General features: G+C 65.5%; 18 protein-coding genes. 10 read left to right on the forward strand and 8 right to left on the reverse strand.

The features are described 5' to 3' along the window. Positions 1-23 precede the first annotated feature (23 nt). Positions 24-2,192, forward strand: a complete 2,169-nt coding sequence (locus AC3WUF_RS02200) for a PQQ-dependent dehydrogenase, methanol/ethanol family (protein ID WP_492421971.1) — start codon at positions 24-26, stop codon at positions 2,190-2,192. A gap of 80 nt (positions 2,193-2,272) precedes the next feature. On the opposite strand, the gene AC3WUF_RS02205 is transcribed toward AC3WUF_RS02200, so the two are convergent. From AC3WUF_RS02205 to AC3WUF_RS02220, 4 genes are all read right to left on the reverse strand, one after another. After that, positions 2,273-3,271, reverse strand: coding sequence for a patatin-like phospholipase family protein (locus tag AC3WUF_RS02205; RefSeq protein ID WP_492421973.1), 999 nt, complete (start codon positions 3,269-3,271; stop codon positions 2,273-2,275). A gap of 42 nt (positions 3,272-3,313) precedes the next feature. After that, positions 3,314-5,527, reverse strand: coding sequence for a DUF1302 domain-containing protein (locus AC3WUF_RS02210; RefSeq protein WP_492421975.1), 2,214 nt, complete (start codon positions 5,525-5,527; stop codon positions 3,314-3,316). Between the two features lie 90 nt (positions 5,528-5,617). Continuing rightward, positions 5,618-7,432, reverse strand: coding sequence for a CocE/NonD family hydrolase (locus AC3WUF_RS02215; RefSeq protein ID WP_492421976.1), 1,815 nt, complete (start codon positions 7,430-7,432; stop codon positions 5,618-5,620). Continuing rightward, positions 7,432-8,295: an SDR family oxidoreductase gene (locus AC3WUF_RS02220; protein ID WP_492421978.1), complete on the reverse strand. Its 864-nt coding sequence runs from the start codon at positions 8,293-8,295 to the stop codon at positions 7,432-7,434. Before AC3WUF_RS02220 ends, AC3WUF_RS02215 begins: the two co-directional genes overlap by 1 nt. A 195-nt stretch (positions 8,296-8,490) precedes the next feature. Here AC3WUF_RS02220 and AC3WUF_RS02225 point away from each other — a divergent pair, with 195 nt between their 5' ends. The 3 genes from AC3WUF_RS02225 to AC3WUF_RS02235 all read left to right on the forward strand — a co-directional run bounded on the left by AC3WUF_RS02225 (position 8,491) and on the right by AC3WUF_RS02235 (position 10,376). Continuing rightward, positions 8,491-9,531, forward strand: coding sequence for an AraC family transcriptional regulator (locus AC3WUF_RS02225; RefSeq protein WP_492421980.1), 1,041 nt, complete (start codon positions 8,491-8,493; stop codon positions 9,529-9,531). Further along, the gene (locus AC3WUF_RS02230; RefSeq protein ID WP_492421982.1) at positions 9,528-10,148 is read left to right on the forward strand and encodes a carboxymuconolactone decarboxylase family protein; all 621 of its coding nucleotides are present in this window, start codon (positions 9,528-9,530) and stop codon (positions 10,146-10,148) included. Before AC3WUF_RS02225 ends, AC3WUF_RS02230 begins: the two co-directional genes overlap by 4 nt. 81 nt (positions 10,149-10,229) lie before the next feature. Beyond that, positions 10,230-10,376 carry a hypothetical protein gene (locus AC3WUF_RS02235; protein WP_492421984.1) on the forward strand — a complete coding sequence of 49 codons (147 nt, stop codon included), beginning with the start codon at positions 10,230-10,232 and terminating at the stop codon, positions 10,374-10,376. A 9-nt stretch (positions 10,377-10,385) separates the two neighbouring features. Here AC3WUF_RS02235 and AC3WUF_RS02240 read toward each other — a convergent pair whose 3' ends face one another. Continuing rightward, positions 10,386-11,225 (reverse strand): helix-turn-helix domain-containing protein, encoded by an 840-nt coding sequence (locus tag AC3WUF_RS02240; protein ID WP_492421985.1) that lies wholly within the window; start codon positions 11,223-11,225, stop codon positions 10,386-10,388. A 114-nt stretch (positions 11,226-11,339) separates the two neighbouring features. Between AC3WUF_RS02240 and AC3WUF_RS02245 the strand changes: the two genes are divergently transcribed. Both AC3WUF_RS02245 and AC3WUF_RS02250 read left to right on the forward strand, forming a co-directional pair. Continuing rightward, positions 11,340-12,965, forward strand: coding sequence for a M28 family peptidase (locus tag AC3WUF_RS02245; RefSeq protein ID WP_492421986.1), 1,626 nt, complete (start codon positions 11,340-11,342; stop codon positions 12,963-12,965). After that, a complete protein-coding gene (locus AC3WUF_RS02250; RefSeq protein WP_492421987.1) occupies positions 12,965-14,287 on the forward strand; it encodes a lipase family protein in 1,323 nt (440 codons plus the stop codon). The genes AC3WUF_RS02245 and AC3WUF_RS02250 overlap by 1 nt, the downstream gene beginning before the upstream one ends. Before the next feature lie 5 nt (positions 14,288-14,292). On the opposite strand, the gene AC3WUF_RS02255 is transcribed toward AC3WUF_RS02250, so the two are convergent. Genes AC3WUF_RS02255 through gstA form a run of 3 tightly spaced genes read right to left on the reverse strand, consistent with a single transcriptional unit; the run spans position 14,293 to position 15,555 of the window. Beyond that, positions 14,293-14,493, reverse strand: coding sequence for a tautomerase family protein (locus tag AC3WUF_RS02255; RefSeq protein ID WP_492421989.1), 201 nt, complete (start codon positions 14,491-14,493; stop codon positions 14,293-14,295). Between the two features lie 22 nt (positions 14,494-14,515). Beyond that, positions 14,516-14,944, reverse strand: coding sequence for a nuclear transport factor 2 family protein (locus tag AC3WUF_RS02260; protein WP_492421990.1), 429 nt, complete (start codon positions 14,942-14,944; stop codon positions 14,516-14,518). A 2-nt stretch (positions 14,945-14,946) separates the two neighbouring features. Then, the gene (gene gstA, locus AC3WUF_RS02265; protein ID WP_492421992.1) at positions 14,947-15,555 is read right to left on the reverse strand and encodes a glutathione transferase GstA; all 609 of its coding nucleotides are present in this window, start codon (positions 15,553-15,555) and stop codon (positions 14,947-14,949) included. Positions 15,556-15,656: 101 nt separating this feature from the next. Here gstA and AC3WUF_RS02270 point away from each other — a divergent pair, with 101 nt between their 5' ends. The 4 genes from AC3WUF_RS02270 to AC3WUF_RS02285 all read left to right on the forward strand — a co-directional run bounded on the left by AC3WUF_RS02270 (position 15,657) and on the right by AC3WUF_RS02285 (position 20,865). After that, positions 15,657-16,568 (forward strand): LysR family transcriptional regulator, encoded by a 912-nt coding sequence (locus AC3WUF_RS02270; protein ID WP_492423537.1) that lies wholly within the window; start codon positions 15,657-15,659, stop codon positions 16,566-16,568. 26 nt (positions 16,569-16,594) lie between these two features. Further along, positions 16,595-19,609 carry a toll/interleukin-1 receptor domain-containing protein gene (locus AC3WUF_RS02275; RefSeq protein WP_492421994.1) on the forward strand — a complete coding sequence of 1,005 codons (3,015 nt, stop codon included), beginning with the start codon at positions 16,595-16,597 and terminating at the stop codon, positions 19,607-19,609. Between the two features lie 318 nt (positions 19,610-19,927). Further along, on the forward strand, positions 19,928-20,314 hold the full coding sequence (locus AC3WUF_RS02280) for a VOC family protein (protein ID WP_492421996.1): 387 nt from the start codon (positions 19,928-19,930) through the stop codon (positions 20,312-20,314). A gap of 47 nt (positions 20,315-20,361) precedes the next feature. Further along, positions 20,362-20,865 carry a nuclear transport factor 2 family protein gene (locus AC3WUF_RS02285; protein ID WP_492421998.1) on the forward strand — a complete coding sequence of 168 codons (504 nt, stop codon included), beginning with the start codon at positions 20,362-20,364 and terminating at the stop codon, positions 20,863-20,865.

Raw genomic sequence — 20,865 nt, forward strand, 5'->3', positions numbered from 1 at the left:
AATCCCGAACTCAGGACTCCGCCATGAAATCACGAACGAAACTGCTTGCCGGCGCACTGACGCTGGCCACGCTGCTGGGTGCTTGTGGAAAGCCGGACACGCCGCCGGCGCCCGTTGCCGCAGCCGCCGCGCCGGTCGCCGCGGTCGACGGCGCGCGCATCATCAACGCCGACAGCGAGCCCGGTTCCTGGCTCAGCCACGGCCGCACCTACGACGAACAGCGCTTCAGTCCGCTGAAGAAGATCGACACTTCCAACGTCGCCAAGCTCGGCCTCGCCTGGCAGTACCGGCTCGATGTCGATCGCGCGACCGAGGCAACGCCGATCGTCGTCGATGGCGTCATGTACGTCACCGGCGCGTTCTCGATCGTTTCCGCGCTCGATCCGGTGACCGGCAAAGAGCTTTGGAAATACGATCCCAAGGTCGCGCGCGACAAGGGCCGCGACGGCTGTTGCGATGTCGCCAATCGCGGCGTCGCGGTGTGGAAGGGCAAGGTCTATGTCGGCGCCTACGACGGTCGCCTGATCGCGCTCGACGCGAAGAGCGGCGCGGTGGTCTGGACGGTGGATACGGTCCTTGACGGCCGGCGCAGCTACACGATCACCGGCGCGCCGCGCATCATCAAGGACAAGGTGATCATCGGCAACGGCGGTGCGGAGCTCGGCGTGCGCGGCTACATCAGCGCCTACGACAGCGAGACCGGCAAGCAGCTGTGGCGCTTCTTCACCGTGCCTGGCGACCCGTCCAAGCCCGACGAGGACAAGGCGATGGAGATCGCGCGGCCGACCTGGAAGGGCGACAAGTACTGGGAGTTCGGCGGCGGCGGCACGGTCTGGGATTCGATGGCCTACGACCCGCAGCTTGATCTGCTCTACATCGGTGTCGGCAACGGCAGCAGCTGGAACCGCAATGTCAGAAGCCCGGGCGGTGGCGACAATCTGTTCCTGTCGTCGATCGTCGCGCTCAAGCCCGATAACGGCGACTACGTCTGGCACTACCAGACGACGCCGGGCGACACCTGGGATTACACGGCGACACAGCACATCATCCTCGCCGACCTGAAGATCGGCGACGGCATGCGCAAGGTACTGATGCAGGCGCCGAAGAATGGTTTCTTCTACGTGATCGACCGCATCACCGGCGAACTGCTCAGCGCCGACAAGTTCGCGCCGGCGAGCTGGGCGACGCATGTCGATCTGAAGACAGGCCGCCCGGTCGAGAGCGCGGACGCCGACTGGTCGAAGGAACCCCGGCTCGTATCGCCCGGCCCGCTCGGCGCGCACAACTGGCAGCCGATGTCCTTCAATCCGCAGACCGGCCTCGTCTACCTGCCGATGCAGGAGGCGATCGCGTACTTCGCGCCGAAAGATCAGCCGTATTCAGGCAAAGGCACCTGGCACATGGGTTCAACGCCGATCGCGCTGCCGGAAACGCAGAAAGAACTCGACGGCGTCGTTGCCGCGCACAAGGGCCACCTCATCGCCTGGGATCCGGTTGCGAAGAAGGAAGTCTGGCGCCAGAGCTACGTCACCGTCTGGAACGGCGGCACCTTGAGCACGGCTGGCGGCCTGGTCTTCCAGGGCACCGCCGACGGTCGCTTCGTCGCGTACGCCGCCAACAACGGCGACAAGCTGTGGGAGACGCAGGCCAACACCGGCGTCATGGCCGGGCCGGTGACCTACGAGATCAATGGCGAACAGTACGTGACCGTCGCCGCCGGCTGGGGTGGCGCGTTCCCGCTCGCGCTCGGTGCGCTGTCGGAGCCAGCGAAGGTGCGTCCTGAAGCCCGCGTGCTGACGTACAAGATCGGCGGGCAAGCCTCGCTGCCGCCGCCGAACAACGAGCCCGCGGCGCTGCCGGAGCCGCCGCCGCTGACCGCGGATGCGAAGCTTATCGACGAAGGGCGAGAGCTGTACAACGGCCATTGCGGCATGTGCCACGGGCCCAATGCGATTTCCGGAACGGTCATCCCCGACCTGCGCTACCTGAAGCCGGAGAAGCACCAGATCTTCGGCGGCATCCTCGCCGGTGCCTATGCGCAGCGCGGCATGCCGTCGGTGATGGACAAGCTGACGCCGGACAACGCCGAAGCAATTCACCAGTACATCATCAAGCGAGCCCACGATCTTCAGCGGGATCTGCAGGCAGCCAAGCCGGCAGCTTCGGCGGACGGGGCCGCACCGGCGCGCTGACCGCCAGCCCCAGTTCGTGCAGGGAGTCGCCGCAAGCGCGGCTCCCTGCACAAGGGGCCGCTCCAGCGTTGCCGCAGTATTCAGCCGATCTGGGTCCAGGCGCGCAGCTCGTTCTCATGGCGGCGCACGACGTCGCGGCCTTCCTCGATCGCCTGCGCGGCGCGGTGGAAATCCATCAGCGCATAGTCTTCCAGCAGCGGCACCAGAGAAATCTCCGGCGGATCGCCGGCCATGCGGCTGCGCGTGATGCGGTCCTGCATGATGTTGATGCTTGATGCGACGACATCGAACATGCCGGGCCGCTCGCTGTTGCCGCTCTCGAAGTAGCCGATGAGCCTCTGCCAGAAGCCACGCACCGGCTTGGGCGCGATCTGCGCCTCGACGGCCGCCGCGGCTTCGCCCGGCAAGTCGGCCGCGGCGATCTCGGCGGCCTGCGCCTCGCTCGGCACGCCGGTCTGCTCGGCCTTGACCTCATCCTCGACGGCCTGCCGGCTGGCGCGCGACAGATGCCCGCCGACCAGCTGGGCGTTGAGGTTCACCGCGATGACGACGTCCGCGCCCAGCGCACGGCAGGCCGACACCGGCACCGGATTGACCAGGCCGCCGTCGAGCATCCAGCGGCCATCGTGTTCGACCGGCGGAAACATGCCCGGCAACGCACAGGACGCACGCGCCGCGACAAGCACCGGACCTTCGTCGATCCAGATCTCGCGGCCGGTCTTCATGTCGGTGCAGACGCTGAGAAAGCGCTGCTCCAGGTCCTCGATATTGGGATTGGCGTGGCGCGTCGAGAACGAACCGAACAGCCGCTCGCCGCGGACGACGCCGCCGGAGAAGCTGAAGTCCATCAGACCGACGACGTCGCGCACGGTCAGGGTCTGCACCCAGTCGGCGAATTCCTTCAGCTGGCCGGTCACGTAGATGGCGCCAACCAGGGCGCCGACCGAAGTGCCGGCGACCACCTGCGGACGGATACCCATTTCCTCAAGCTGCAGGATCACGCCGATATGCGACCAGCCGCGCGCCGCGCCGCTGCCGAGCGCGAGCCCGACAACGGGCGGTTTTTGTGTTGTCTTCATGCGCGCATCCTAAGCCAAGGACGGCGCGCCGCGCTGCTGCTTCTAGAAACTGTAGGCGACCGCGAAGCCCGCGAAATCACGATCGCGCATGCCGTTGACGCTGCCGCCGTCCGCCCAGCCCTGGTAGTAGAACTGCGTCGTCAGGCGGTTGCTGATCTCGATGTCGGTCGCGATCTGGAACATCATCGTGCCCTCGACGAAGTTCTGCATCGGACTGATCGAGATGCCTTCGACGTCGTGCGACCAGACCAGCTGCGGCTTGTACGTCCAGCCGAACAGCCACTGGTTGTACTCGAGGCGCACGATCGCGCGATAGCCGGCCGCGAACTCGTCGGCGAAGCCGCTGGTCTGCTGCGTCGGTGTCAGGCGCATCGTTACCGGCGAACCGTCCGCTGGCAGGCCGCCGCTGCCGTCGGCGCCGCCGCTCGCATGCGTGTTGTTGTAGTCGCCACCCTCGAACTGCAGCTCGTCGCGCGACGGCATGTCGAGCGCCCAGGTGAAGCCGGCTTCGACGATCAGCTGGACCTGATCCGCGCCGAAGGGATTTTCGCTGCTGCCGAAGATGCGGATGCCGGTGAAGCTCGACTGCAGCACCTGCAGGCGCTCGTAGCCGCGGATCAGCTGGTTGGGTTCGACCGTCTCCATGCCGCGGTATTCGGTCAGGAAGCTTGGCGCCGCATGGCGCCGCGAAGGCAGTGCGAAGTCCGTCGTCGCATGCGCGGCCAGCTGCAGGGCAAGGTCGATTGTCTCCGGCGAGGTCGCGATGGCGAGTGCCGTTGCCGGATCGAGTCCGGCGTTGATCAGGCTCTGCACCGACAGCTGACCGATCGTCGCCAGACCGAGCACGATGTCGTTCGCCGGCAGCGCCGGCTGGATGCCGGCGAACACCACGTCGGGAATGTGGATCTGCACTGGCACGTTCGGCCGGTACGCGGCTTCACCGGCGAGCGACCATTTGCCGAGCGTCGTGTTGAAGCTGGCGCCGAACAGTTGGATGTCCTCGGGGTAGTCGAGGAAGATGCTGGCGGTGTCGATCGGCGTGGGCTCGAGTCCGTTGGGATTGAGCTTCATGCCGCGGCAGTCCGTCGTGGCCTGCAGCACATCGGTCGTCGTATCGGCGATGCAGGTGTGGTCCGCGGCGTACATGCTCAGGTACGGCAGGCGGCTGTGGTAGTTCAGCGCATAGAGGCTGACCTCGGTGCTGATGTCCTGGAAGTAGGTCGTCAGCTTGGCGCCGAACTGGCCGTCGTCGCGCGGCTCGCCGCCCTTCTCGTCGAGCGGCACGGTCAGCGACGTATCGGAAATGTTCACGCCGATGCCTGGCAGGCGCTGGCGCCGTTCGGGGTCTTCGTGAAACTGGCCGACCGTCAGCAGTGCGGTATCGCGGCCGATGACGTCCAGCGTCGAGAAGAAGCTGCCGCCGCTGGGCAGCTCGACGCCGCGCCAGGCGAGTTGATAGAACAGGTCGATCGTCACATCGTCGGTCAGCGCGGTCGACAGCACGACCGCCGGCGTGGTCTGGAACACCGCGGCGATCTGCGTGCCCGGCTGATACAGATAACGCGCGTCGGGCGGATTGATCTCGGCGAGGCTGTTGAGCGCGATCAAGGTCGACTCGCCCCAGCGGATCTGCTGATAGCCGACCGCCAGCGCGAAGTCGTGGTCGAAGAAGTTGAACAATCCGCTGACGAGCAGATTCTCCAGCGTCGCGTCGCTGCCGATCACGCCGCGTGCTTCGGCACTGCGCGGCGTGCGCGACGGCTGATAGGTCGGATCGAAATGGCGATCATCGAAATCGTCATTGACCGGATCGAAGAAATAGGTGCCGCTGGCCTTGAACGTCAGATCGCCCCAGCTCGCTGTCAGCTCGCTGCTGATCTTCGACACGGCGGCGACGACATCGCCCTTGTCGTAGTTCATGTTGCCGTCGTCCTTGTTGACGCCGAAGAACGCGCCCGGCGCGTCGATCAGCTTCCGGTTCGGCTCGGGATTGCCGTTGAACGACACGCAGGCGTCGTCGATGCCAGTGCCGCACAGGCTCGGGTCGAGGTTGTTCTTGTCGATGAAGCGGTTGTCGCGATCTTCGACACGCCACGAAGCGCCGAGGGTCAGGCGCGTGTTCAAGGTGCCGGTGATGTCGGCGTAGTCGAAATCCAGCGCCTGCGCCGGCCCGCTGTCCGCGAGATATACCGTCAGTACTGCCGCCGCGCACAAGCCCCTGCGCTGACGGATCGCTCCTGCCAGAGTTTTCTGCATGTCTACTCTCCACCTGCTCGCCGACTGATCGTCGTTCGCTCAAGGCACCGGTACATTGCCGGTCGCCTCGGCCCCACTGCTTGAAGAAACCTATTGCGGCAACGCCTGCTGCAGATCGCTGCCGGCAAGCACCGGCAGCATCAGCGCAGAAGGCGTGTCGCCCCCGATAGACAGCACATTCACGCCCGGCACCGACAGCATGTACAGCGAAGTGCCGAGCAGATACAGCCGCAGACGATGGCCGCTTTCGAAGCGATTGCCGATCGGCCAGAACTCGATGTTGTACTCGCGCTGCTGCCCGGGCAACGCGAGGTCGTTCTCGCTGTAGATGCCGTAGGGCTGCACGAGCGCGCCGCTCGCGTCGTAGACCGAGCGTTCGGGATCGATGCCCGGATAGCTCATGCGCAGACGGCCGACGCCGACCGCGTAGGCCTGGCCGTCGGGCCAGACATCGCCGAGCACGGCGTAGATGTCCGATACCGGCAGCACGGCCGACAGGAACAGCTTGAGGTTCGCCGGACCGACGACATCCAGCGGCGCGGCGAGCGCCGGCGTCGTGTAGGTCAGCGCCAGCGGTTCCTGCACGGCGAGCTGGGTCAGCAGCGGCAGCGTGTCGAACAGCGTCCGCACGCCGCCGGCGGCGATCGTCGAGGTCGTGTGCGGATCGGTCGCGGTCGGCAGCGAGTTGAGACCGAGATACAGCTGGCTGGCCTTGTCGGCCACGGCCGCGGTGGCGAGCGTGCCGTCGTTGAGCGAGCGCGCACTGCCCGCGCGCCTGGCATCGAGATGCAGGGCCTGCCAGCGCGTGCCCGGCAGCGGCCAGTCGCTGCCGTCGATGCGCGTGAACTCGCCCGCATTCAGTGCGGCCTGGCTGCCGTTGCCGACCAGCAGCTGCACGCGCGGTTCGCGATCGATGCCGTTGGCGATGCCGCGCACGTGATGATCGAACCAGCGCAGAAAATCCGGATACGGACTTTCGGTGCCGGCCGGAAAGCCATCGTGCGCGCCGAACACACGCAGCTGGGTGTCGATGCCCTGTGCGCGCAGCATCCTGTAACTCTCGAACGGTCCGCGCGGTTCGGGATCGTAGAAGCTGGTCGCGGCCATGACCGGGAAGCGGTTGGGGCCGGGCCGCTGCGTGCGATCGAGCCAGTAGGCGTCTTCCGAAGTGTGCAGAAGAATGCCGACGTCGAGGCCGAGCATGCCCAGGCCCGTGATCAACGCGTCGCTGACCGGCTCGCCCATGGAGACGCCGGTCGCCGCCTGTTGCAGGAACGGCGCGCCGACGCCGAGCGCAACGGCCGCCGCCGGCGCGAGATTGAGGATGCCGCCGGGATACAGCAGATCGCGATACAGATCGTTGGTGCCGGCGAGCAACGACGCCGCCTTCACGCAGGCCAGCGGCAGATGCATCGAGTTGTAGACCGCAATCGCGCTGGCCGAGAACCCGAACAGGCCGATGCGGCCGTCGCTCCAGGGTTGCTCGCAGGCCCAGGCCAGAAACTCGGCGATGTCGAGCTGGTCGCGCGGACCGATCGCAGTCCAGATGCCTTCGCTCGCGCCGGTGCCGCGCGCGTTGACGATGACGTGGTTGTAGGCGGTGCCGAAGGTATCGCCAAAGCTCGCCGGCGCGCTGAACTGCTGCGCGAAGGAGCTGGAGCCGTAGGGCGTGAACTCGACGATCAGCGGCCGCGCGCGGAAATCGTCCGTCGCGCTGCTGACGAAAGTTTTGAGGCGCACGCCGTCGCTGGCGGTGAACTCCAGCGTCTGCGTGTGCATCGGCGCCGTGCGGTCGGCCAGGGCCGCGGCGTCGTCGGCCGGCGCGGCGGCGGGCGGCGCTTCGCCGCCGCCGCAGGCACCGAGCAGTGTCGCGCCGAGTACAGCGAGCAGGCGCAGGCCGCGCATCAGGAATCGGCCTTGGCGACGGCGTGGATGCGATTGTTGAGCAGGCGCATGACCCACTCGTAAGGCGGCGCGAACTTGGATTGCCACCAGTAGCCGATGCGCACATCGAGCGACGTGAAGACCATGTAGCGGCGCCGGCGGATGCCCTTGAGGATGGCCTTCGCGGCGATCTCCGGCGTCACCGCATGACTGCGGAAGCGCTCGGTGAGCGCGCGCAGTTCCGGCTGCTCGCGGTCGATGCCGACGATCTGCAGCGTACGCACCAGCCCGGTGTCGACACCGCCCGGACAGACCAGGCTGACGTGGATGTTGTGGCGGCGCAGGTCGTAGCGCAGCACTTCGGAAACGCCGCGCAGGCCGAACTTGCTCGCGCTGTAGGCGGCATGCCAGGGCAGGCCGAACAGTCCGGCAGCCGACGACACGTTGACCAGATGTCCGCCGCGGCCGGCGCGGATCATCGGCGGCACGAAGCATTCGATGACGTGGATCGGCCCCATCAGGTTGACGTCGACCACGCGCCGCCAGTGCTCGTGGCGCAGGTTCTCGACGGTGCCCCAGACCGAGATTCCGGCGATGTTCATGATCACGTCCATGCTGTCATTGCCGGTATGGATGTCGGCCGCATAGGCGCGCACCGCGTCGAAATCGGAGATGTCCAGCGCACGCGCCGCGATCACCGTGGCGCCGCTGCCGCGCAGCTGGGCGACGAGGCCGTCGAGACCCTGCGCATCGATGTCGGTCAGATACAGCAGCGCGCCCTGCGCGGCGGCCATCTCGGCCACCGCGCGACCGATGCCGCTGGCGGCGCCGGTGATGAAGCAGCGCTTGCCGGCCAGCAGGCGCGAGCGGGTTGATCCGGCCATGTTGTCGAACCTGTCGAAAACCATGCCTTGAGCGGCATGCCGACGATCGTAGGAGCGCGCCGGCGGCGGGCCTAGTCCTCATTCAGGTCAGCGGCAGTATCCGATTCGGCCAGCGGCCAATTCTGGCCGCATTTGCTGCACACTCGGACCGTCGCCGGACGGTGGGACCGGGGAGCGGGGGGAGCGAGCGCGGACGTGGCAGATCGGAAGACCCAGGGCTGGATTTCGGTGCGTCACCTGCAGCACATCGTCGCGATGGGCCAGGCGATCGGCATCAGCGCCGACGAGCTGCTCGGCGATACCGGCGTCGGTGTCGGCAAGCTGGCCGACGCCGAGGGCGCGATTCCGCTCAGTGCGATCGAGGCCATGCTGGAGTCGATCACCAAGCGCCATGCGCTGCCGCTGGTGGGCCTGCATCTCGCGAACGACATCCAGCCGGCGACGTTCGGGCCGCTCGGCCATCTGGCGCAGACCTGCAAGACCTTCGGCGAAGTGCTCGACGTCACCGTGCGCTTCAACGGCCTGCTCAGCAACATCGGCCGCTTCGCGATCACCCGCCGCCCGGGCGCGGTCGACCTGAGCTGGGAATGCCTCGCCGGCGGTCCGGCGTTCCGCCGCCAGGCCAGCGAGTACGTGCTGGGCGCGCTGGTCGTGACGAGCCGCTTCCTGCTGCCGAACCAGCAGGCGTTTCCGCTCGCCGTCGGTTTCAGCCACAGCGCGCCGGAGACCAACGGCCTGCGCCGCGCTTATTTCAGCTTCTTCAAATGCCCGGTGCATTTCGACCAGCCGCTGACGTCGATCACGATGCCGGTCGACGCGCTCAACACGCGCATGCCGTATGGCGACGCGCAGCTGAAAGGCCTGCTGGAACAGCACGCGGCGGCGCTGATGCGCCAGCGTGCCGAGCCGACATCGCTGGTCGAGGACGTGCGCCAGCTGGTCAAGGCGATGCTGGCCGACGGCGCGCCGTCGCGCGACACCGTCGCCGCCCAGCTCGGCATCAGCAGCCGCAGCCTGCATCGCAAGCTGGAACTGGCGGGCACCCACTACGGTGCCGAGCTGAAAGCAGTGCGCCTCGCGCTCGCGCTCGAACTGCTGCGTGATGCCGATGTGCCGGCCCGCGACATCTCCGAACGCCTCGGGTTCTCGACCCAGCAGGCCTTCCTCAAATGGTTCAAGCAGGTGACCGGCAAGACGCCGGGCGCCTACCGAGGCCGCAACGAAGAATCCCCATGACATCGAACGAACTGACGCCGCCCGGCGGCTGGATCACCCATGCCGCACCGCGCCTGACGCCACCGCCGCCGCGCGAACGCGGCCTGCTGTTCCGCGGCGTCGCGCAGGCCTCGCGCTGGTTCGGCCGCAGCGAGCTGCCGGACATCTTCACCGTGCTGCACATCAATCCGCGCCTGTTCTGGGGCTGGCTGTATTTCGCTTCAAGGCTGATGCCGTTCGGCCGTCTGCCAGCGGCGACGCGCGAGAAGATCATCCTGCGCACCGCCTGGAACACACGCAGCCGCTACGAGTGGGGTCAGCATGTCGACATCGGTCTGCGCTGCGGCGTGACCGATGCGGAGATCGTTGCGGTCGCTCAGGGCTCGCAGGCGTTTGCCGATCCGGTCGAGCGCGCAACGATGCAAGCCTGCGACGAGCTGCTGCGCGAGCGGGTGATCTCCGACGGCACCTGGCATGCGCTGCGTGCCGGCTACAGCGACAAGCTGCTGATCGAGATCGTCATGCTCGTCGGTCATTACGAAATGGTCGCGGGTTTTCTGAACACCGCGGGATTGACGCTGGAATCGTCGATCGAGGCCAGGCTGCAGGCATTCCACACCCGCATCGCGCACAATTGACGGCATATGCCGATCCAGAAGCCCCCTCCACAGTCGCTTGCGCAGCGGCTACGCCAGTTTCGCGCAAGTTGGGGGCGGGTCGTGCTCATTGCGGTCGTTGCACATCTGCTGATCCTCGGTACGGTCTATGCGCTGTACCGGCTGTCGTTGCCGCCGCCGCCGCGCTACGTGGTCGTCGATCTGATACCGGCAACGGCAACGCCGCTGCCATCTCCGGCAGCGGACTGAGCGTCGGCGCTATTCGCAGTTCACCAGCGCGACAAAGCGCGGGTCGATGACCTTCGACGGGTTCATGCCGAACACTTCGTTGAAGGCCTTGTCGGCATGCGCCAGATCGTGAAAGCCGGCCTCGACCGCGAGGTCGGTGAGCTTCAATCCACGCTTCCATAACATCGCCGCACGCCACACCGCGCGCCAGCGGGCGTACTCGCCGATCGTGAAGCCGGTCTGCTGACGGAACAGTTCGCGCAGGCGTGATGACGACAGGTGCACGCGCTCGGCGAGCATATCGAGGCTGATTTCGTTGAGCGGTGTGGCGTCGAGAATCGCGCGCGCCGCGGCAATGCGGGGGTCGATCGCCGGCGGCGCTGAGCTGCTTTCACCGCAGACCGCCGCAACGACGTCGCGCACCAGGGCTTTGACTTCCGCCGGCGCCAGCAAGTCGCTCATGCCGCGCCGGATCGTCGGCAACAGCGATGCGAATCGCTCGATCGGCAGGTCGACCAGCGACTCGCCGTCCAGCACTTCGCGCAGGCCGGAATACTCCGGCAGTTCCAGCGGCAGATAGAACAACGCGATGTCGCTGTTGAGCGCGACGATCTTCTTGCGCTCCGCCTTCGGTGCGACGAGCGAGGCGCGCGTGCGCAGGGCCTTGCCCTGCACCTCGATCGTGTACGGCTCGCCGCAGGCAATGCGCAGCGTTGCCGACAGCGGGCCGGTCGGCCGGTCGAGCAACAGCGAGCGGGCGAGCAGCACCAGGCTGCAGGGCCAGTAGTAGATCGACACGCCGGCCGGCGCCGGATGCGGCAGGTCGCCGGGCGACGCGGAATCTGCGGTCGGGTCTTCGATCTTCGTCATCTGGTACAAGCCGGCGGCGGGACCGCTAGTCTAGATTGCCGGTATGGGGACGCGGGGGTCGCGCCCGAACACAAGGCCAGTGCCTCAAGGGGCACCGGCGCGCGAGGAGTTCACGTGGTTCATTCAGGCTGGAAACTGGCGCTGCTCGGCGCCTGCGCATTGACCCTGTCCGCTTGCGGCGGCAGCGACGACGCCGCGACGGGCAATGGCGGCGGCGGGGTGGCCGGCGGCAGCTGCGCCGGCAGTGGCCCGATCGAAGTCGGCATGCCGGACGAGGCGCGCATCTACGGCTGGATCGAGGATCTGGTCGGCATCGGCTATCGCCGCACCGGTACGCCGGAGGGCGAGCGCGCCGCCGCTTACGTCAAGTGCGAGTTCGAGAAGCTCGGCCTGCAGGATGTGCACTACGAAACCGCGCCGTCCTGGAACTGGCAGGTGACGAGTTCGAGCCTGCAGTTCAACGGCGAGCCGGTCGACAGCTATCCGACCGCGCACACGCTCGTGACGATCGACCAGCCGTCGGTGTTCTCGACCGGGCCGCAAGGCCTGACCGCCGAGATTGTCGACGTCGGTCGCGGTACGGCCGCGGATTTCGCGCGGCAGGACGTGCGCGGCAAGATCGTCATGTTCGACCTGCGCTTCCTGCTGCCGCCGGCCGGCTTCGCGCCGCTGATGGAGTTCTTCTGGGACCCGATGCTGACGATCGTCGAGCCGACGCTGGTGATCGGCAATCCGTTCATCACCAGCTACGCGAACTTCGCCGAGGCGGCGATGGACGCCGGTGCGGTCGGCTTCGTCGGCGTGCTCGCCGACTACTTCGACTCCAACAAGTATCACAATGAGTTCTACCGCCGCACGCAGGTGACGATCCCCGGCTTCTGGGTCACGAAGAAGGCCGGCGACCGGATGCGCGCGGCGATGCAGAACGCCAGCACGCCGCCGCGGGTGACCATGCACATGGAAGGCTCGCGCGAAGTCGCTACGGCACGCACGGTCGTCGGCTTCCTGCCCGGCCGCAGCACCGACACGATCATGATCCAGTCGCACCACGACTCGGTGTTCGACGGCGCGGTCGAGGATGCCAGCGGCACAGCGAGCGTGCTCGCGCAGGCGCAGTACTTCGCGTCGCAGCCGCCGGACTCGCGCGAGAAGACGCTGATGTTCGCGACCTTCGACAGCCACTTCACCGGCTACCAGCAGCACCGCGAGTTCGTCCGCAAGTACGTGGTCGACAAGGAGACGCCGTACCGCCTCGTCGCCAACGTCACGCTCGAGCATATCGGCAAGCAGGGCATCACCGGGCCAGACGGCGCGCTGCAGGTCACCGACAAATCGGAGCTGCGCGCGATCATCGAGAATCTCGGGCCGACGCTGAAGCTGCAGATGATCAATTCGATCATCAAGCACGACCTGCGCCGCACCGCGATGATCCAGGGCCACGCGCTATGCCCGACCGGGCTGCTGCCGACCGATGCCGGCTTTGTCTGCGGTTCCGGCGTGCCGACTGCGAGCCTGATCGCCGGGCCGAACTATCTGTACGACGCCGCCGATACGCTCGACAAGATTGAGAAGAAGGATCTGGTGCCGGTCGCGCAGGTGTTCATCGACCTGATCGAGGCGATTGAAGCGACGCCGTCGGCGCTGATCGGCGTGCCCTTCGTCGGCGACCTGCTGCGCAACATCCTCTACGATCCGCTCGCCAGCCCAGGGCCGGATCCGATGCCGACACCGGCGCCCTGATGCGCCGCATCGCGCTCGCGCTCTGTCTGCTGCTCGCCGCCTGCGGCGGCAGCGATCGCGACGCGATCACGGCGCCGCTCTCGGCCGGTGAAGTCGATGCCTGGGCGACGGCGCACGGACTGCAGCGCGGCGCAGGACCGGACGGCACTTTCTACGCCGCGCCGCCGGATAGCGAGACGACGCAAGCGACACGCTGGCCGATCCTGTTCTCGCACGCCTGGTCGCGCACCGCGGACACCGCGTTCCAGGGCGATATCCCGGAGCCGGGTGCGGAATTCGACGTCTACGGCATCAAGACTGCATTGGAGGCCGCGGGTGTCGTCGTATTCCAGCCCGACAAGCTCGCGTATGCCTCGCATGAGCGGCGTGGGCGCCTGCTGTACAAGAAATGCGCCGGCACGACGCTGACGGAGATTCTCTGCGAAGGGGAAAATCCGCAGGTTGTCGACGGCGTGCATCTCGCGACACAGCAGTACTGCGTCGATCCGGCGCTGCGCGCGCGGCATGACTTTGCCGATGAGATGAGCTGCCGACGCGGCTTGCAGTTCAACATCATCTGTCACTCGCAGGGCTGCGCCGATTCGCGTTACATGATGGCCGCGGTACGAAACGAGTACAGCGGCGAGCTCATGTACAGGCATGTCGCCAGTTGGACCGCGATGGCCGGTGCCAACAAGGGCACCGCGCAAGCGGACTGGATCCAGGAACTGCTGCTGGCCTGCCTGACGCCGGGGTGCCGCTCGCTGCTGCTCGATCTTGCGTTCGCGGTCGATTCGTTCTCGAAGAACGAGGCGCTGATCACCGAAGGCGGAGAATCCGTCGTCGCGCTGACGCGCAAGTACATGCTCGAGACGACCGACATGAACTGCAGACCGCAGAACGGCGAAGCCTGCGCGCCGAGCTTCAACGCGCTGTACCCGCTGCCGGTCGATCCCGCGCATCCGGTGCTGTACCAGACCTTCAGTTCGCAGATCGATGACATCAGCCATCCCTGCTATCGATCGAACAAGCTGTTCTGGGACGTCATCAACGAGCGCGAAGGGCCGAACGACGGCAACATCTCGGTCAACTCGCAGCGCTTCACGCACTACGGACCCGGCGACAGCGGCGCGCCGACGCCGGTGGTTTCACGCTGGCTCGCGGCGGTGTCGAACGATCCGCAACAGCCGCACCCCGGCCTCAATCACATGGCGCCGAACGATTCCGAAGTGCCGGGCATCCCCAGTGTCAGCTGCGATGGCGAGGACAACTCGGCGTTCTTCTTCAGCCGTCAGCAGCTGTATCGCAACCTCGTCAGCGAGCTGGCGCGCTGGGGTTACTGAAGCGCCTACTGACGCTTTCGCAACACCTCGACCGACTCGCCGGCGATGCCCCAGTTCGTCAGCTCGACCTCGTCGATGACGACGAAGGTCGTTGCCGGATTCTTGTTCAGCACGCGTACCAGCAGATCGGTGACGCCCTTGATCAGCTCGGCCTTCTGTTCGGCGGTCGCGCCTTCCTTGGTGATCTTGATGTTGACGTAGGGCATCGGGGCTCAGGGATCGGTGGATTCAGTGCGTGCTGGTTTCACGCAGGCGGTAATCGAAGACCTTGGCGATGATCTGCCAGCGGCCGTCGAGATGGATCAGGCTCAGCAAATCCTTGAAGTGACGTTCGCCGATGGCGCATTCGACGCGCGCACTCGCCGCCGTCTTGCCGACGAAGTCGACCGCAAGTATGCGATCGGCGCGCGCCTCGCCGCGGCTGGCCGGCGATTGGCGCTTGTCGACGATCGCGAAATAGGTCGGCATGTCGAGGTGCTGCAGGCGTCCATCGGTGGCGCAGATGTACTGCGCCGCCGGATGAAACACCCGCGCGAGCCGCGAGCTGTCGCTGTGGTAGAGGCCGTCGAAGTAATCGACCAGCAGCGCGCTGATCTCGGCGAGCGGCGTATCGACGGATGCGTCGCTCGCCGTGGCGCGCTGCGGGTCGTTGTCCATGCTTACTTGGCGAGGCCTTCCGACTTCAGCGCTTCAAGCACCTTCGGCCGCGCGGCAACGCGGGTGAGGAAGGCATTGAGATGCGTCAGGCCGGAGATGTCGAGCTTGACGAAGTGCGACCAGCGCGCAACGACGAACAGGTAGGCGTCCGCAGCGGTGAAGGTCTTGCCGGTCAGGTACTCGCGATCCTTGAGCTGTTCGTTGACCCAGCCGAGCTTCTTGAGCACGAGGTCGGCGAAGATCTTCTTGACCGCGGCGTCGTAGGTCGGGTTGAACAGCGGCGTGAAGGTCTTGTGCAGCTCGGCGGTGATGTAGTTCTGCCATTCCATCACGCGATAGCGCTCGATCGTGCCGGCGGCCGGCATCAGCTCCTTGTTGCCGGCCTTGTCGGCGATGTACTGGCAGATCACCGGGCCTTCGCTGAGGCGGCTGCCGTCGTCGAGCTCGAGCAGCGGCACGTAGCCTTTCGGGTTGATCGCGTAGAAATCGCTGCCGTCGGCAGTCTTGTGCGTGCCGGTGTCGACCTTGATCAGTTCGACCTTGGCGCCGGATTCCAGCGCGACGATATGCGGAGCCTGCGAGCAGGCGCCCGGCGAGTAGTAGAGCTTCATGGTTCGGCCTTCTGGTGGGGTATCGGGGAGTGCAGCTTATTTGTAACCAGCGAGGCTATAAACCCCGGCATGGGCAAATGAGTTGATACCTGATGTAATGAATCATGCGCCAGTTCGACGATATCCAGCTCGGCAGCCTTGAGCTGTTCTGCGCCGCCGCCGAGTCCGGCAGCTTTACCGCGGCCGCGACCCATGCCGGCGTCACGCCGGCGGCCGTCAGCCGCACCGTCGCCCGCCTCGAAGCGCGGCTCGGTACGCGCCTGTTCGTCCGCACCACCCGGCAGATCCGCCTGACCGACACCGGCCGCGCGTACTTCGAGCACTGCAAGCTGGCGCTGACCCAGCTTGCCGATGCGGAGCGCGAGATTTCCGGCCAGCAGTCCGCGCCGACCGGCGTGCTGCGCATCAGCGTGCCGACGACCTACGGCCACTTCCGCGTGCTGCCGCTGCTGCCGGCATTCCGCGCGCGCTGCCCGCAGGTCAGGGTCGATGTACATATCAGCAATCGGACGATCGACTTCGCCGCCGACGGCTACGACCTCGCGATCCGCATGCGCCCGCCGGCCGACTCAGGCCTTGTGGCGCGCACGCTCGAAGTCACACCGGTCGTCGTCGTCGCCGCGCCGGCCTACCTCAAGCGTGCCGGCACGCCGCGCGATGTCGCGGCCCTGCAGGCGCACGAATGCATCCAGTTTCTCCAGCCGAAGAACGGGCGTCGCGTGCCCTGGGTATTCCGCAGCGACGACGGCGAGGAAGAAATCCTCACGTCCGGCAACTACACCTGTTCGGAAGACATCCTCGGTTGCGTCACGCTCGCGCGCGCCGGCGCCGGCCTGTTCCAGACCATGCGCTTCGTCGTCGAGGAAGACCTGCGCGCCGGGCGCCTCGTCGAGGTGCTGCAGCCGCATGCCGGTGATGCGCGGCCGATCACCCTGATCTATCCGTCGCGCCGCGCCGTGCCGCAGCGGGTGCGGGCCTTCGTCGACTTTCTCGTCGAGGCGCTGTCGGCGTAAAGTCAGTGCGAAGCAGGGGGGCTTGCGTGGCGGATCAGGCGGACAGGGAAGCCTATAAGTACTGGGCGTTCATCAGCTACAGCCACCAGGACAAGGCCTGGGCGAGCTGGCTGCACCGCGCGCTCGAAACCTATCGAGTGCCGCGTCGCCTCGTCGGCCGCGAACACTGGAGTGGCGCCATCCCGCGCCGCCTGCTGCCGGTCTTCCGCGACCGCGACGAACTGTCGAGCTCCGCCGAGCTCGGCACCGTGCTCAATGAAGCGCTGCGCCAGTCGCGCCATCTCATCGTCATCTGCTCGCCGCAGGCGGCGAACTCGCGCTGGGTCAATGAAGAGATCAAGACCTTCAAAGCCATGGGGCGCAGCGCGCGCGTGCTGCCGATCATCGTCGGCGGCGAGCCGGATGTTTCGCAGCTTGCCGACAAGGCTGCGCTCGAATGCCTGCCGGCCGCACTGCGCTTCGAAGTCGACGGCAACGGCGAACTGACCGACCGGCGTGCGGAGCCGATCGCCGCCGACGCGCGCGGCGGACAAGACGGTCGCCGCAACGCGCGGTTGAAACTGATTGCGGGACTCATCGGCGTCGGACTCGATGAGCTCAAGCAGCGCGAGCGGCAGCGGCAGGTTCTGCAGCGTTTCGCCGCAAGCGCTGCGGTCATCGCGCTGACGCTCAGCGCGACAGCAGGCTGGCGCTGGCAGCAGGATGAAAAGCAGCAGGCGTTGGACGCGCAGGCACTGAAGGTGCGCATCGAACAGCTCTACGAAAAGGGGCGACAGGAACTGCTGGCGCACAACGAGGCGCGTGCGGCGGTGTATCTCAACGAAGCGTACAAGCTCGGTGTCGATACGCCGGCGCTGCGATTCATGCTGTCTCGGGCGATGCGGGTGGTGGATGCGCAGGTGTTGCGGGTGCAGACTGGCAATGACGGAATTCTGGTTTCACTAAGCCCCGACGGCACTCGTTTCCTGACTTTGGGACAGGATCCGGTACTGCGCATCTGGGACGCCGTGACCGGCAAGCCGTTGTTTCATTACGACAGGCCGGAAGGTTCCGGCATCGTGTCTGCCCGCTTCAGTCCAGGCGGCCGATGGATCTGGGTTTACACCTACGTACACAGCGACGATTCGCTGAGCCTTAGAGTGCTGGACGCCAATACCGGGCAACTGATCAAGGCCATCAACCCAGGCGGTATGTTTCGCGATGCTTCTCTCGAACCCATTGACGTGTCGGACCGCTGGTTGAGCTACGTCAAAGGGGATGGCTCGATCGCAATCGAAGAGCTGGGCGGATCTCGCAGTTGGCTCTGGCCCGGAAAGTATTCAGCGGTACATTTTTGCGGTGATCAGCCGAAACTGATCACGGGTGCAGAAAGCGGCGGAGTCGACCTGCGCGGGTTTCCTGATGGGAATGTGTTGCGGCACTACTCAGGGTTGGGTGGCGCTGTGTTGGCGCTGGACGCCAGCGCAGGATGCAAGGAGCTGGTCGCAGGGTCCAGCCTCGGTGAACTGCGTTGGTGGAATGCCGATGATGGAACGTCGCTGATGATCGGGGGCCACACGCAATCGCTCGCAGACGTGCACCTCAGTTCCGACGGTTCACGACTGAGTAGCCAAACAAAAGCCGGCATCAGTGTGTGGAGTCGACACAATGGAGCCTTGCTATACGCGGCAAAGTTTTTCGATCCCAAAACTACGACGGCCCAGGCGAGCCCACAGCAGACGCTACTCGCGGTAACGGCGGGACCCCAGTTGCTGATCACCGATCCGGCATCGGGAGAAACGCTTTACACGCTCGACGGGCATCAAGGTGGCGCGTATACCTTCGGCTTCGGTAGTCAGGAATCACAATTGATCAGTACGGGGGCCGACGGTTCGACGGTCCTTTGGCATCTCCCCGAGCGCAGAGTTCACGAGTACGCAATTGGTAGCCCAACTGCTGGACGATTGGCCGTTGATGTGTCGGGAATTTTCGATCACAGCGGCGACGCGTACTTCTACTGGAGTGACGAACAAGGCGGTGAGCTTCGGGGCGCCGAAGTCTGGCAGACCGCAGAGGGTGTCAGCGCCGCGGCCTTCGCTCCGGGTGATCGCACGATCGCCGTCGCACAGAGTGACAAGAAGCTGGTGCTGCGGGACGCTCACTCGGGGGCGCTGATCGAAGAATGGCCAGCATTAGAGCGTCGGATTGCTTCGTTGTCGTTCAATGCGCAAGGCAGTTTGATTTCGGTTCTTTCGAAGAAGGCACTGAATCTCCGCCACGTCGAGCTTCGGAGAATTCCTGGCGGACAGCTTTTGGCCGGGTTTGATATCGATTGGCCCAAGGCTCATGCGTTCAGCCCTAGCGGCGAGACGTTCGCGGTAGGGCTGAAGGGCGCCGTGAGTCTCTGGGATGCTGCTCACGAGAAAAATCTCTGGAGCACGCAGCTTCCATCTGGTGAGAGCCTGGAAGGAACGATCTCAGCGTTGCTCTTCAGTCCCGATGGAAAAACGCTGATCGCGGTCCAGGCGCAGCGACACGTCTATCTATTGGATGCGGCAGACGGAAAAGTGCTCAAAACGGCCGATCTGCCGATGGCAACGGGCCAGTATCTGGCCGCAATCAGCGCGGATGGACGCCATGTTGCGTTAGGGGATTTCAGTAAAGCGGTGTTCGTCTGGAGCCCGGAAAGTGGGGATGTGCAAACTTTGCTGGGCCATGGAGGGCAGATCATGGGCTTGGCGTTCAGCCCGGATGGGACTTTGCTGCTGTCGGCGGGTGCCGACGGTCTCGTGAAGATCTGGGATGTCGCTAGACAGGAACTGATCGAGTCCGTCGTTGTGCAGGAAGGTGCCGTCAACTGGTACAGCGCGAGCATCAACTCCGATGGGGGTAGAGCCATCATTGGTGGAACCGACGGCACGGTGAAGCTATTCAACATGCATCAGGAACGCCGCGACCCCGAGCAGATCGAGGCGTTATTGCGCTGCCGCGTACCTTGGCGTGTGACAGGCACCGAACTCCTTCCTGCTGCGCCGGAGTTCAGCGGCTGTTCGATGCCCTGACGCGCTTAGCGCGGACCGGGATCGACGGGACCGGGATGCGGCACCATGGCCGCCTCACAGAGCCCGACGTAGCTGCAGACATGAAAGTGGCAAACGAAATACCCCACCACCAAGCCTAGGCCAAAGGCCGCCAGCAGCTTCTTTGGTCCGCCTCTCTGATCGTTCCCGCCCATACGTCCCCCTGCATGTAGTGCGATGACAGAAACTCATCTTGCGCCTGCAAATTGCACGGGGTCAATCGCAAATGCCAACTGCCTTCGCTTTATCCGATTCGTTTTATTCTCGCCGCATCCTGCGTGAATGTCCGGAGTGTGTGCCATGCAAAGAGTCACCGGTATCGGCGGCATCTTCTTCAAGGCGAAGGACCCGAAAGCCTTGTGCGCCTGGTACAAGCAGCATCTCGGCATCGACGTGCAGGAGTGGGGCGGTACGGCTTTCCGCTGGGCCGACGAGAGCGGTGAGCCGGCCGGTGGTACGACGATCTGGTCGATCGGTGGCGCGGACAACGACTATTACGCGCCGAGCACGGCGAGCTTCATGATCAACTATCGCGTCGCCGATCTGCATGGCCTGCTCGCGGCGCTGCGCAGCGAGGGCTGCCAGGTGCTCGACAAGACCGACGACTCGGAGTTCGGCAAGTTCGGCTGGGTCATGGATCCGGAAGGCAACAAGGTCGAGTTGTGGCAGCCGCCCGAAGGGCAATGAAGCAAGCGCTATGCTTTCCGCACGCCTCTTTCAGATCCGGAGTTGCCGTGAAGCTATTCGTCAATCTGCTGTGCGCGCTGGTCGCAGGCGCGGGCTTTGCGGCCAGCGCTGCACCCCCGGTCTGGGCAGATACGCTGGCGGTCAGACCTGTCGATCCACTGTTCGAAACCATCGCGGCACTGGACACGGCGGCGTTCGACGCCTTCAACCATTGCAGCGCGCCGGAGCAGCTGCAGAAGCACGCGACCTACTTCGCACCTGACGTCGAGTTCTATCACGACAACGGCGGCGTCACCTGGACGCGCGATGCGATGCTCGCCAACACGGCGAAGTACGTGTGCGGCAAGTTCAGCCGCGAGCTGGTGCCCGGTTCGCTCCGCGTGTATCCGATCAAGGACTTTGGCGCGATCTCGGAAGGCACGCACCGCTTCTGCCAGTTCGCGAGCGGCAAATGCGAAGGCATTGCCGACTTCGTGATGGTGTGGCGTCAGCAGGACGGGGCATGGCAGATCACGCGCGCCCTGAGCTACGGCCACCGACCGAATCCGTAA

It is taken from the genome of Fontimonas sp. FW305-C-3, from assembly GCF_058783185.1.